The following is a 13,316-nucleotide window of genomic DNA, read 5'->3' on the forward strand; positions in this document are numbered from 1 at the left end:
ATTATGACTGAATTATTAGCTTTTCAGCATATCGACCATAACAGCAACGGATTCATCTAGATAAACGTCTGGTGCTTCGTAATCTTTTGGCACATCATCAAGCGTTTTGAATGGTTCTTTACCCATTGCAGCTTGACGTTCATTGATGCGCTCTAGACGTAGAGCCTCGGCTTTATCCGATTCATCTTCACGAACTTTCTCGTTAAGAGACAATAAGTTATCGTCTTTCTCTTTACGGTACTTCTCGATATCTTCTTTGATGAAGCGGAATTCCATTTCATCTGCGATACGTTTGTTGTGAAGTTCAGTCAGTTGAGTCACAAGAGCGTCATTGCTTGGGAACGTTTGATATTTTGCTTTATCAATACTGTCCCAAGGCAACGCGTTATCTTCAACACTTTCACCTGTTTCGCTTGGCTCAACTGGTGTTGGGTAAGCGATGTCTGGTGCAACACCACGGTTCTGAGTACTGCCACCATCAATGCGGTAGAACTTCTGAATCGTGTATTGAACATAACCAAGCTCTTTATCGAAAAGATCGTAGATATGGTTCAGTGAACGATGTTGCTGAACGGTACCCTTGCCGAAAGAGTTTTCGCCAAGAATAATCGCACGGTTATAATCCTGCATTGCTGCCGCAAAGATCTCAGACGCTGAAGCACTGTAACGGTTGATCAATACAGTTAACGGGCCGTCGTAACTTATTTGGCCATCGGTATCTGCATTTACTTTGATACGTCCGTAGCTATCACGAACTTGAACAACCGGGCCCTCTTTAATAAAGAGACCTGTTAAAGCAGTTGCTTCTGTCAGTGCACCACCACCGTTGTTTCGTAAATCAACGATCACGCCATCAACATTCTTGGCTTTCAGTTCAGCAAGCAGTTTATCTGTATCTTTCGAGAGACCAACGTAGAAGCTTGGAACTTCAAGAACACCAATCTTTTTACCGTCTTTTTCGATGATTTCAGATTTAACCGCGCGGTCTTCTAAGCGAACTTTGTCACGAACAATAGTGACAACGTAACTCTTTGCATCTTTGCCCTCTGGCAAGACTTGTAGGTTAACTTTGGTTCCCTTAGGGCCTTTGATTAACTGAACGACGTCATCAAGACGCCAACCGATCACATCGACAACTTCTTCGCCATCTTGACCAACACCGATAATGCGGTCGCCCTCACCTAGCTGTTTACTCTTAGATGCTGGACCGCCGGCAACTAATGAACGAATAACTGTATAGTCGTCGGTCATTTGAAGCACAGCCCCAATACCTTCAAGAGACAGATTCATCTCTGATTGGAACTGTTCCGCGTTTCGTGGAGATAGGTAGCTAGTATGTGGATCAACTTCACGAGCGAATGCATTCATGTAAAGTTGGAAAGCGTCTTCATTGCGAGTTTGCGTGATGCGTTTCATCGCGTTGTTGTAACGTTTCGCTAGAACCTCTTTGATTTCTGGCCATTCTTTACCAGTCATTTTAAGGTTAAGAGCATCGTACTTAACGCGTTTTCGCCATAATTCATTTAACTCAGCTTCATCCTTGGGCCATGCGGCTTCAGAACGATCCAGTTCAATAAACTCATCAGTATTAAACTTGATTTCTTTATCGAGTAGAGTCAATGCGTAGGCAAAACGATCAAAACGCTTCTGCATCGAAAGATTATAAACATCAAATGCAATCTTGTTATTACCAGCTTTAAGCTGATCATCAAGGCTGACGGACCAATCTTTGAAAGAGTCGATATCGGCTTGAGTAAAAATATTTCTATTGTAATCAAGCATTTCTACGTAGCGCTCAAAGATCGCTTTGGAGAAATCATCGTTTAGATTGAAATGCTTATAATGAGAGCGGGTAAATCGAGAAGTTACTCGTTTGCTGGCTGTTTCATGCTGAACTTCAGGTGCAAGAACCGGCAAATCATCTTTGTTTAGTTTGGCTTCTAGAGCCTGAGCTGATGCTGCTAGCCAGAAGCTAGCAGCAATCAGTGTCACTTTTGAACGGCAATTCATGCGTAGGAGTATCTCCCTTATGCGCGCAAGTGCTCCGCTTTCACAACCATTTGTAGGCCGTTAGCAAGTTGAACACGTACATCATCCTTATTGACTTCAACAATGGTCGCTGCCATGTTTCCTTTGCCCATGTTCACGTTAACTGCGTTGCCGATTGTGATTTCATCAGCGTTTAGCGCGCGTGTTTCTACAGGCTTACTTTCTTTTTGTACTTTTGGTTTGTTAGCACGACGAGGCTGTTGTGGCTTTTTAGCCGCAGGTTTCGCTTTCGCCTTACCCTCTTCGCGAGCTTTTTGAGCTTGCTCTTTACGACGAGCCTGAACTTTCGCTTTGCTTTCAGCAAGTGTCGCTTTAGCGTGTTCTACGTGTTCTTCTTCTAGCTCACCACATGGGTTGCCATCTAGATCAACACGTACTGCACCTGGTTTTACGCCGTGTAGGTAACGCCATGATGAAGTGTACTGTCTTAACGCTGCACGAAGCTGAGTTTTGCTTACTTTTTCGTCTTCATTTAGACGTTCCGCAAGATCTTGAAAAATACCAATTTTCAGAGGCTTTGCTTCACCTTCTAAAGTAAAGCACTTAGGGAAACATTCAGCAATGTATGCGATAACTTCTTTGCTGTTTTTTAACTTTTCAGTCATGAGGGTTCCTGGTTTGAGCGGATTTCCGCGAAGCATTAAGAAAAAATATTCTCGTATTATAGTGACATGCCAAGGAAAAACCACACTCGAGGGCGAATTTATGCGTCGTTAGCGTGCGAATTAAGCAGCTTTTCTACTTCAGCCATAAAATGAGTGAGGCCTTCTTCATCAATTTCATTGAATCGACCGATATTTGGACTATCAATATCCAACACGCCAGCCACTTCCCCATTGATAGTAAAAGGAATAACAATTTCTGAATTACTTGCTGCATCACAAGCAATGTGACCTTCAAATGCATGCACATCGTATACTCTTTGTACGCTGTTAGTTTGTGCAGCAGTACCACAGACGCCTCGTCCCATTGGGATACGAACACAAGCAGGCTTACCTTGGAAAGGACCGAGCACCAACTCATCACCTTTCGTTAGGTAAAAACCCGCCCAATTCAGGTCTTCAAGTTCCATAAATAGAAGAGAGCTGATGTTGGCAAGATTTGCGATGTAGTCTTTCTCTGATTCGATAAGCGCAACTGCTTGCTTGGTAAGTCTTTGGTATTGTTCTATGTTCATATTAACTTCCTACTTTTTATTTAGGCTTCCATTCTGTTGGTATGGCGCTAAAATGCAGCCCTACTTTTTAATAGGACTTATTCTCAATTACAATGAATCCGAAAAACGACACTATTAGCCGTTCTTGGTTGATAACACAAGTGAAAAAGCACAAGTCCAAGCTGATTCTAGCGAACTTGATAGCTGTACTTGCGACCTTGATTAGTGTTCCAATCCCTCTTCTTATGCCTCTCATGGTGGATGAAGTCTTATTGGACAAACCGGCATCGGGCTTAGCAGCAATGAACGCGGTTTTACCTGAAGCGTGGCACACACCTACGGGTTATATCTTCTTTACTCTGTTCTTGGTTGTGCTGATGAGGGCAGCAAGCCAAGGGTTTAATATTCTTCAAAGCCGACAATTTACCTTGGTTTCAAAGACAATCACCTTTGAAATGCGAAGTAAAATGATCGACAAGCTTGGTCGTATTAGCATTCGACAGTACGAAACAAAAGGCAGTGGTGGCATCAACGCTCACCTTATCACCGACATTGAGACCATTGATAAATTTATTGGTTCTACATTAGCTAAATTTGTTATCAGCCTACTGACGGTGATTGGTACAGCTATCGTGCTACTTTGGCTCGATTGGCGTCTGGGTCTGTTTATTCTTCTCGTCAACCCTATTGTCATTTACTTCTCACGTAAGCTGGGAAGTATGGTTAAGCACCTTAAGCGCAAAGAAAACCATTCATTTGAGATTTTCCAGAACCGCTTAGTCGAAACTCTTGACGGCATTTATCAACTACGAGCGGCTAATAAAGAGCGAGAGTTTCTCCAGCAATTAAAAGGTAGCGCTGACCAAGTTCGTATCGATGCTGACAAGTACGCATGGCAATCAGAGGCTGCGGGACGTGTCTCTTTCCTTCTGTTTTTAATCGGTTTCGAGTTGTTCCGTGCGGTTGCAATGCTAATGGTAATGTTCAGTGACCTTACCATTGGTCAAATTTTCGCGGTGTTTGGTTACCTTTGGTTTATGTTGTCTCCTGTTCAAGAACTATTGGGTATCCAATTCTCTTGGTACAGCGCAAAAGCGGCACTTAAGCGAATTAATGATCTACTCGAATTGGAAGAAGAACATAGACCTGTTTCGAAAGTAAATCCTTTCAAAGAAAATCGAGAGGTTGATGTAAAAATTAAACATGTTGATTTTTCATACAACAATGAAAACAAGGTGTTGGATGATCTCTCGTTGCACATTCCTGCTGGTAAGAAAGTGGCGCTTGTGGGTGCAAGTGGTGGTGGTAAATCAACCTTGATTCAATTATTGATCGGCGTTTACCGTCAGAATTCTGGTTCTATCCGTTTTAATGATGAGTTAACGGAAGACATCAGCTTTGAAGTAATACGCGACAAAATTGCCGTGGTTTTACAACAACCTATACTATTTAATGACACCTTAAGGCATAATCTGACCCTTGGTGGTGACTTTGATGAAATGTCATTATGGCGAGCACTAGAAGTCGCTCAGCTTCAAGACGTAATTTCGCAACTTAACCACGGATTGGATACTCAAATTGGTCGTAACGGTATTCGCCTATCTGGCGGTCAGCGTCAACGCTTAGCGATTGCACGTATGGTGCTGAGCAACCCACAATTTGTTATCCTAGACGAAGCAACGTCAGCACTGGACACCGCAACTGAAGCGGCTTTGCATAAGGCGTTAACGGAATTCTTACGCGGTCGAACGACTCTTATTGTCGCCCATCGCTTATCGGCGGTGAAGCAAGCAGATTTGATTTATGTGCTTGAAGATGGAAGAGTGACGCAAACAGGTACCCATGGTGAGCTCGTTGAGCAAGAAGGCTTATATCAAACCTTATATGGTGGCATTCAGTCCCACGCTTAAAGCATTCAGTTTAGAGAGGTCGTTGTGACCTCTCTGTCTAAACACGCCATGCAACCGAGTAGCATTCGATTGTGCCAAGGTTGCGAATTACCTGTCGATATTGTCGATCTGCCTAGTGGTAAAAATGCACACTGCCCTCGTTGCGGTACACAACTATACCGTGGTGGTAGTCCGAGTTTATCTGGCAACCTAGCAATCGCTGTCACTTGTATTCTGCTTTTTATTCCTTCGCACTTTTTTAACTTCATCAGTATTCGTCTGTTTGGAGTGATGATTCCTGCAACGCTGCCATCAGGGATGATCACACTGTTTCAAGAAGGGTTCGTTCTTCTCTCTATTCTTATTCTATTCTGTAGCTCGTTGGCTCCATTAATCGTATGTAGCTCGGTAGTGACAGCGCATTGGTCATTACATAAGCGCTGGTTCAAAGGGCTTCGTGTTTCACTATGGTTGATTCAACATCTCAAACACTGGGTGATGTTGGACGTTTTCCTTGTCAGTATCGCTATCTCCTGTTTCAAGCTGCAAGATTACTCAGATATTTTTGTTGGACCGGGACTCATCGGCCTCGTCCTACTGCAAATCTTCACTGTTTTGTTGATTTCTCGCATTAGCGTCCGTCGCTACTGGGAGTCATGGGCATCTGAGCTCAGTTTCGACTTCGAGCATAAAGATGTTCATTGTCATGAATGCCATCTTTCACAACCAGAAGGCTCACGTTGTCGTCGTTGCCATCATGAACTGTATCATCGCAAACCAAATTCTATTCAGAAGACGTGGGCTTACTTGATTGCTGCAACGATCGCCATCTTCCCTGCTAACTTAATTCCTATCTCCATTCTGCTGACAAACGGGAAACGTCTGGAAGATACGATCTTCTCTGGTGTTGCAGGATTGGTGAACAACGGTATGTACGGCATTGCTATCATCATTTTTGTAGCGAGTATCGTCGTACCTGTCGCTAAGATTCTTGGCCTTGCCTACATCTTGTTATGTATCAAATTCAAACGTTCGGTGTTCAGAAGACAACGAATGATGGTTTACTTTGCAGTAAAATGGATCGGTAAATGGTCTGTGATGGATTTATTTGTTATTTCTATCATGATGACATTGGTCGATCGTGGACAAATTCTCGACTTCACACCGGGTTATGGCGCAGTTGCGTTTGGTGTTGTCGTCGTACTTACAATGCTCGCGGCGGAGAGCATTGACCCAAGGCTTATTTGGGACCAAGCCCTAACACAATCAGAAAAAGAGTCAATTAATGAGTGATCAGAACAGTTCTCAAACGTCATATGTGCCAGAGGTAAAGAGGAGTAAAGGTATCTCTCCCCTTTGGCTGTTGCCGATTTTGACCATGGTGTTAGCCGGTTGGCTCGTGGTGAAATCGATTCATGACGCCGGGCAACGCGTGCAAATCTACTTCTCCGATGCAGCTGGTTTAGTCGCTGGGCGAACCACCATTCGCTATCAGGGTTTAGAAGTCGGTATGGTACGAGATATCAACTTGTCTGAAGACTTGGGCAGCATTTATGTTGACGCAGACATCTATCCAGAAGCCGCTAAATTACTGAACGACAAAACACGTTTTTGGTTGGTCAAACCGACAGCGAGTTTAACTGGCGTGTCTGGTCTTGATGCTCTTGTTTCTGGTAACTACATCTCTATTCAACCGGGTGACGGCGAGAAGTTCGAGACGACCTTCCATGCGCTTGAGTCTGCGCCAACGGATTTGCGCGTGACACAAGGCTTGAACATTAAATTGAAGAGCCGAGACTTGGGTGGCGTTTCTATTGGTTCTCAGATTGTCTACAAAAAGATCCCGATTGGTGAAGTGTTCAGCTATCAGCTAAATGAAGACGCAAAATCCATCACTATCCAAGCAAACATTCAAGAGCAGTACCAACACATCATTAACAGCCGAAGCCGTTTCTGGAATGTGAGTGGTATCGGTGCGAGTATCGGTTTCGATGGTGTCGATGTTCAGCTTGAAAGCATGAGTGCCCTACTTGGCGGTGCGATTGCGGTAGATTCTCCAGACGACGGTGAACCAGTCAAAGAGAATACCGAATTCCGTTTATACAAAGACCTGAAAACAGCGGGCCGAGGTATCCTAATTAAAATCGCCCTTCCTGATGATAATAAAATCAGTGGCGAAGGTGCACCTATTATGTATCGCGGCCTAGAAGTTGGCCAAATCACCGATTTAAAACTTTCTGAAGGTCGAGAAGTGATTCTGGCTTCTGCAGCCATTCAGCCTGCGTTTAGCGATATGCTAACGTCAGGAACCCGCTTTGTTCTTGAAGAAGCAAAAGTTTCATTATCTGGTGTAGAGAACATCGCAAACCTTGTGCGCGGTAACTTTTTAACTATCGTACCGGGCGAAGGTGAACGTTCAAGACGCTTTACCGCTATTCGTAAAAATGTGTTCAACCAACAACAACAGAAGTCGATTGCCATTCGCCTCGTCTCAGACAACTCTTTTGGTTTAGACAGCGGTGCAAACGTGCTTTACAAAGGTATTGTGGTTGGCTCGATTATAAAAGTCGGCTTGCTGGATGAAGCAAAAGCACTGGCCGCGAAGCATGAAGTATTCATGGATGTCCTAATCGACAATGAATACAAACATCTGATCAAATCGAATAACCGCTTTTATGTCACTGGGAGTGCTTCTGCAGAGCTGACTGAATCTGGACTTAGCGTTACCGTTCCGCCTGCTAAACAGCTTCTGACGGGTTCAATTAGCTTTGTGAGTCAAGGGCAAGAAAAGGTCCAAAAAGAGTACCAACTGTTCCAAAGTGCCTCTTTGGCGGCTCTTGCGCAATACAACCAAACAGGGTCAAAAACGCTGACTCTCTTTGCATCTGAGTTGCCACCGATTTCTAAAGGTAGCCCTCTGCTCTACCGTAACTTACCTGTGGGTAGTATTTCCGATTTCAATTTGGTCGACGGTGGTGTCATTGTAAAAGCGACAATTGAAAATCGTTATGCGCACCTTTTGACGGATCAAACCGTATTCTGGAACCGCTCAGGTGTTGAAATTGACGCCTCCCTCGCGGGCATTAGTGTGAAGGCGCACCCTCTTAAAACTCTCATTAAAGGTGGTATCGCGTTTGATTCCATTCCGGGAATTGAGAATAAAATTGGCCAGCGTTGGAAGCTTTACAATGACCAAAACCAAGCGCGTAAGTTTGGCCGTGTGATTTCCCTTGAAACCGATGGCAGCCAAGAAGTAGCGAAAGGAACGCCTATCAAATACCAAGGCGTTAAGGTCGGTGAAGTTACCTTGGTTGTTCCAAACTTCCATCGAGAAATGGTTGAGGTTACGGCTCGTATCCTTCCTGAATACGTCGACAACATTGCCGTTACCGGGTCACACTTCTGGTTAACAGAACCGGAAATTGGCTTAGGTGGTGTAAAGAATTTGGGCGCTTTGGTGTCGAAATCTATCAGTGTCGAGCCGGGTAATGGCGCAGCGAAATTCAAATTTGAATTAGCGAAAAGCCAGCAAGCTGAACAAGGTATTTCTTTCACACTACAGAGTGAACAGCGTGGTTCGGTTCAAGTTGGTACCCCTATCCTATATCGTCAAATGGAAGTCGGTACTGTGACGGATGTGAGTTTGGGTGAATTTGCGGATCGAGTGGTAACGAAAATCGAGATTCAACCAGAGTATGCCTACTTAGTTCGTCAAAACAGTGTGTTCTGGAATGTCTCTGGCGTCGATGTTTCCATCGGACTTGGTGGCGCAAACATAAAGGCAGGAACTTTTGACAGCCTAGTGCGTGGCGGTATCGCGTTCTCTACTCCTGAGCAATCGAAAATCCCGCCAGCGGCGAAACGCGGTCAATCTTTCTACTTATACCCGCAAGCGGAAGAAAGCTGGACACAGTGGCGCACAGCAATACCAAAACCATAATGCGATAGATTTACCATAACGACTTAAAGAGCAGCAATCGCTGCTCTTTTTTATTGCTCAAACCTTTGTGACTATTCGTTTCTGGTTCGCTTTCGTATATCATTTGCGGCAAATTCTGCAATCGAGATTTCACTTTGCATTCTAACGTTTACATCCCAGAAGCTTTTTTGGAAAAAATCCAAACTATCCTCCCTGCTCACCTCAACATGGAAGACTTTATCGCGTCGTGCCAAAAGCCACTGCGAAAAAGTATTCGTGTAAACACGCTTAAGATCAGCGTTGAAGCGTTTTTAGAGCGCGCAGAAGCAAAAGGCTGGAAGCTTTCTCCTGTACCTTGGTGTGAAACGGGCTTTTGGATTGATGCGGATGAATCGGTTGTACCACTTGGTAACACCGCTGAACACATGTCAGGGCTTTTCTACATTCAAGAAGCCAGCTCGATGATGCCTGTCTCTGCCCTATTTATGAATAATGAATCGTACGACGCGGTTCTCGACACTGCGGCTGCACCAGGCTCAAAAACAACACAAATTGCTGCGTTGATGAATAACGAAGGCGTTTTGGTTGCAAATGAATACGCGGCAAGCCGAGTAAAAGTACTTCATGCAAACATTGAGCGCTGTGGCGTGCGTAACGCTGCACTAAGCAACTTCGACGGTCGTGTGTTTGGTGGCTGGCTCCCAGAGCAATTTGACGCCGTTCTACTCGATGCGCCGTGTTCTGGTGAAGGTACGGTTCGTAAAGATGAAGATGCAATGAAGAACTGGACGCAAGCGTCAGTCATTGAAATTGCCGATACGCAGAAAGATCTTATTGAAAGTGCGTTCCATGCCCTAAAACCAGGTGGCGTGATGGTTTACTCAACCTGTACGTTAAGCACTGAAGAGAACCAGCAAGTTTGTCATCATCTAAAAGAAACATTTGGTGACGCTGTTGAATTCGAAAGCTTGAAAGATCTGTTTGAAAATGCAGAAGCTGCGCTGACCGAAGAAGGGTTCTTGCACATCTTCCCTCAAGTTTATGACTGTGAAGGCTTCTTCGTCGCTCGAATTCGTAAGCTTGCAGCAGTAGAAGCGCCAAAAGTGAAGAAGCGCATGGGTAAATTCCCATTTGCAAAAGCATCAAACAAAGAATCTGCAGAGATCGCTAAGCAACTACAAAACGCAATGGACATCAAACTGCCTGAAGACAGCACGGTTTGGATTCGTGAAAAAGATGTGTGGCTTTTCCCAGACGCACTAGAACCGATGATTGGCGAACTGCGTTTCTCTCGCATGGGCATCAAGATTGCTGAAGCGCATAAAAACGGTTACCGCTGGCAGCACCAAGTTGCGACAACTCTGGCTACAGGTAATGAGAGTAATGCGATTGAACTAACCATCGAAGAATCGCGTGAATGGTATATGGGTCGTGATGTTCGTCCTCAAAACATTCCAGCTGGGATGAAGACGGGTAAAGGCGAAGTTCTTGTAAAGTACGAAGGTGCCATTATTGGCCTTGGGAAATGGGTAAGCAACCGCATCAAAAACGGTCTTCCACGCGAATTAGTGCGAGATAAGAACTTATTTTAGTAGCAAAGTGAAATGCTATAAATAAATGAAAAGCCATCGTATTTACGATGGCTTTTTGGTTCTAAAGCATGATTGGAACTGGGTTCACTAGCGATCCGAGTGCGCTGTACTAAACTGAAGTTATCAAAGCATCGCTTTGAAACGGCATTTCTCTCTATGTTTAACCGACAATATGTGTTGGTCAAAAAGTTTAGCGCAGGCTCTATAAAGGAGCCGTTTCCCCTAGGCCCAAAATAAGGACGAGTTTGGGCCATTTTTTTGGCTGGTACTTTTCAATTCGCGTTCAAATCTTTTCGACTAAGACGCGATCCACCAGCCAAATTGCATCTTTAGTCTTTATTCAGCGAGACGAATTCCGTCTTTCTCAATAACGATTTTGCCTGCTTTGTATAGACCACCGATGGTCTTTTTGAACGTGCCTTTACTCGTGCGAAATGCGTCAAAAATCGCTTCTGGAGAAGATTTATCGTTAAGAGGCAAGAACCCGCCCTTCTTCTCTAGTAACTCAACGATCTTGCTAGATAGGTCGTCCATCTTAGCGACACCAACTTTTTGTAGCGCTAAGTCAATCTTACCGTCTTCTCGAATTTGCTTAATGTAACCTTTTAGCTTTTTACCGATAAACAGCTTTCCGAATACGTCAGATGGGAAGATCATGCCCCAGTGCTCACCGTTCACAATCGCCTTGTAACCAAGTTGGCTGCGCTCTGCGATGATGAGGCTAACTTCTTCGTTCACTTCATAGTTTGCTGGCGTTTTATCCAGCCACTTGTTGAACTTGGTTGTACCTACGATACGACCAGATGCTTTATCTGTGTATACGTAAACCAGAATGTTTTGACCAGCAGTAAAGCGAGCACGTTGCTCACTAAACGGGATAAGAAGATCTTTTTCTTTAATACCCCAATTGACGAATGCACCAGTGCTGCTCACACCTTCAACTTGCATTAGGCCCCACTCGCCAACTTGAGCGATGGGTTTATCAATGGTCGCAGCTAGCTGACTTTCTGAATCAAAGTAAAGAAATACGTCAATATGATCGCCTACGTTTGTACCCTCTGGTACATATTTATTAGGCAGCATGACAGAGCCGTAATCATCACCATCCAAAAATACGCCAAAATCAGCCGTTTTAGTGACTTCTAAGCTGTTAATTTGACCAATTTTAATCATTGAGTTTGTCTCTTTTTAAATTTACTGGGAATTATACCCAAACTAACAAGAAAATCAGAGAGAAAACCAAACCTCTCTGTTATGCTGTGTTCGTTCAACAATTTATCCTAGCCCGCCCTTAAGTTATTTCAATGAACGGACGCTTTTGGATATAGGATGCTTTAGCAAAATCAGGAGCTTTCCTTGGTCACTGTCGACAAACAAGACTCGGTAACTTTAAAAATTAGCCATGCGTTGGCAAAGAGTAAAACGCTCGACCTTGATATCTATGTTTTCGTACCCGGAGAGTTGGGTTTAAATTCCGACATCATCAGCGAATCCGAGTTCTACTACACTTCAATCACGCAAAAACGTTCTTACTACAGTACAGAGGTGCTTTTGCCTTTGGTGCACAGCCGTCTTGCTAAACGTGGCCGTCTGTCCAATCGCCAGTACCGCGTCAGTTTGAGTTTGTTCGCGTATCAATACGTTATTGCGCTTGATAAAGCCGTCGCTGCGTTAAATAAACATGATAGTGACAGCGTAACAGCAGAAGAAGTGGATGAGGTTATTGAATTGACGCTCGACATCCTGAAGCGTCTGCGTCGTTCGATCCCTTACGAAGAAAACCTCAAGCGTTACTACGTTAACATTGATAATTACTTGTCTTGGTACACCGAGCAAAAGTTCCTATCCCTTGTCGCCCACCTTCCTCGTGAAGGCGATTACAGTACGATCAAAGAACGCTTGATTACTCTGTGTGAAAAAGAGCAAGCGCATCGTAAGTTGAATAACTACAACTCAGCGAGCGTCGTTGAGGATGTGACACGTCTGTCGAACAAAATGCGCTTATTGAGACGTTTGATTGAGCACCCAATTGTTTTGCGTGAAAAAACGATGTCGATGGGTAACAACATCAAACGTGCAATCAAAGGTATCGCGACGGGTCTTGTGATGGTCGTTGTGACAAGTACCGTTATCCTTGCGCGAGATTACCTAGGTGAGATTTCAGCGTCTTTTATTATTGCGATGTCGTTTATCTATGCGCTACGTGAAATCTTTAAAGACGACTTGCGTGACGCAATGTGGCGTTGGATTCGTAAAGGTAAGCCAAAGTGGCGTAAGAAGTACATGGACCCGACGACAAAGAAAGTCGTTGGCCGTAAGCTGGAATGGCTAGACTATCGTTCGCTTTCAAGTTTGCCGGATCGTATTCAAAACATTCGTAAGAAGCGTGTGGTTCAGCGTGAAGAACAAATTCTGCATTACCATGCTAAGACTGAGATGGCGACGTCGTTGTTTTTGAGTGGTTACGAGCAAACGCGCGAAACGTTGAATATTAGTTTGCGCCCTATTATTCGTTTAATGGATAAGAGCTCGAACCGAGTCTATCGTTTGAATGATGGGCAAGTAAGTAAAGAGTCGGTAGAGAAACGTCATCTTCTCAATGTGATTGTCAAAGAAGACAACCACACTGATGAGCCTGTTTATTACCGTTGGAAGGTCGTGCTTAACCGTTCAAAGATCGTCTCTCTTGAGAAAATCGAACTGGTTTAAGC

Annotated in this window: 9 protein-coding genes; 5 read left to right on the forward strand and 4 right to left on the reverse strand. The window is 44.2% G+C overall.

Annotated elements, in window-relative coordinates; all coding sequences use genetic code 11:
• Nucleotides 1–15: 15 nt before the first annotated feature.
• The 3 genes from prc to QTO06_RS09860 form a co-directional block, all read right to left on the reverse strand.
• Nucleotides 16–2,010 (reverse strand): carboxy terminal-processing peptidase, encoded by a 1,995-nt coding sequence (gene prc, locus QTO06_RS09850; RefSeq protein ID WP_331407661.1) that lies wholly within the window; start codon nt 2,008–2,010, stop codon nt 16–18.
• Nucleotides 2,011–2,027: 17 nt separating this feature from the next.
• Nucleotides 2,028–2,654, reverse strand: coding sequence for an RNA chaperone ProQ (gene proQ, locus QTO06_RS09855; RefSeq protein ID WP_005446802.1), 627 nt, complete (start codon nt 2,652–2,654; stop codon nt 2,028–2,030).
• A gap of 98 nt (nt 2,655–2,752) precedes the next feature.
• Nucleotides 2,753–3,226 carry a GAF domain-containing protein gene (locus QTO06_RS09860; RefSeq protein WP_005446801.1) on the reverse strand — a complete coding sequence of 158 codons (474 nt, stop codon included), beginning with the start codon at nt 3,224–3,226 and terminating at the stop codon, nt 2,753–2,755.
• Between the two features lie 92 nt (nt 3,227–3,318).
• Here QTO06_RS09860 and QTO06_RS09865 point away from each other — a divergent pair, with 92 nt between their 5' ends.
• The 4 genes from QTO06_RS09865 (at nt 3,319) to rsmF (ending at nt 10,605) form a co-directional block, all read left to right on the forward strand.
• Nucleotides 3,319–5,115, forward strand: coding sequence for an ABC transporter ATP-binding protein (locus QTO06_RS09865; RefSeq protein ID WP_269992590.1), 1,797 nt, complete (start codon nt 3,319–3,321; stop codon nt 5,113–5,115).
• A 24-nt stretch (nt 5,116–5,139) separates the two neighbouring features.
• On the forward strand, nt 5,140–6,387 hold the full coding sequence (locus QTO06_RS09870) for a paraquat-inducible protein A (protein WP_331407668.1): 1,248 nt from the start codon (nt 5,140–5,142) through the stop codon (nt 6,385–6,387).
• The gene (locus tag QTO06_RS09875; RefSeq protein WP_331407670.1) at nt 6,380–9,034 is read left to right on the forward strand and encodes an MlaD family protein; all 2,655 of its coding nucleotides are present in this window, start codon (nt 6,380–6,382) and stop codon (nt 9,032–9,034) included. Before QTO06_RS09870 ends, QTO06_RS09875 begins: the two co-directional genes overlap by 8 nt.
• Nucleotides 9,035–9,168: 134 nt before the next feature.
• Nucleotides 9,169–10,605 (forward strand): 16S rRNA (cytosine(1407)-C(5))-methyltransferase RsmF, encoded by a 1,437-nt coding sequence (rsmF, locus tag QTO06_RS09880; protein ID WP_331407672.1) that lies wholly within the window; start codon nt 9,169–9,171, stop codon nt 10,603–10,605.
• A 336-nt stretch (nt 10,606–10,941) separates the two neighbouring features.
• Here rsmF and QTO06_RS09885 read toward each other — a convergent pair whose 3' ends face one another.
• Entirely contained in the window at nt 10,942–11,778 is an 837-nt protein-coding gene (locus tag QTO06_RS09885) for a CvfB family protein (protein WP_331407675.1), read from the reverse strand.
• Nucleotides 11,779–11,961: 183 nt separating this feature from the next.
• Here QTO06_RS09885 and QTO06_RS09890 point away from each other — a divergent pair, with 183 nt between their 5' ends.
• Nucleotides 11,962–13,314 carry a hypothetical protein gene (locus QTO06_RS09890; protein ID WP_005443968.1) on the forward strand — a complete coding sequence of 451 codons (1,353 nt, stop codon included), beginning with the start codon at nt 11,962–11,964 and terminating at the stop codon, nt 13,312–13,314.
• The last annotated feature ends 2 nt before the right edge of the window (nt 13,315–13,316 follow it).

Source organism: Vibrio sp. M260121, assembly GCF_036533715.1.
Lineage (GTDB): Bacteria > Pseudomonadota > Gammaproteobacteria > Enterobacterales > Vibrionaceae > Vibrio.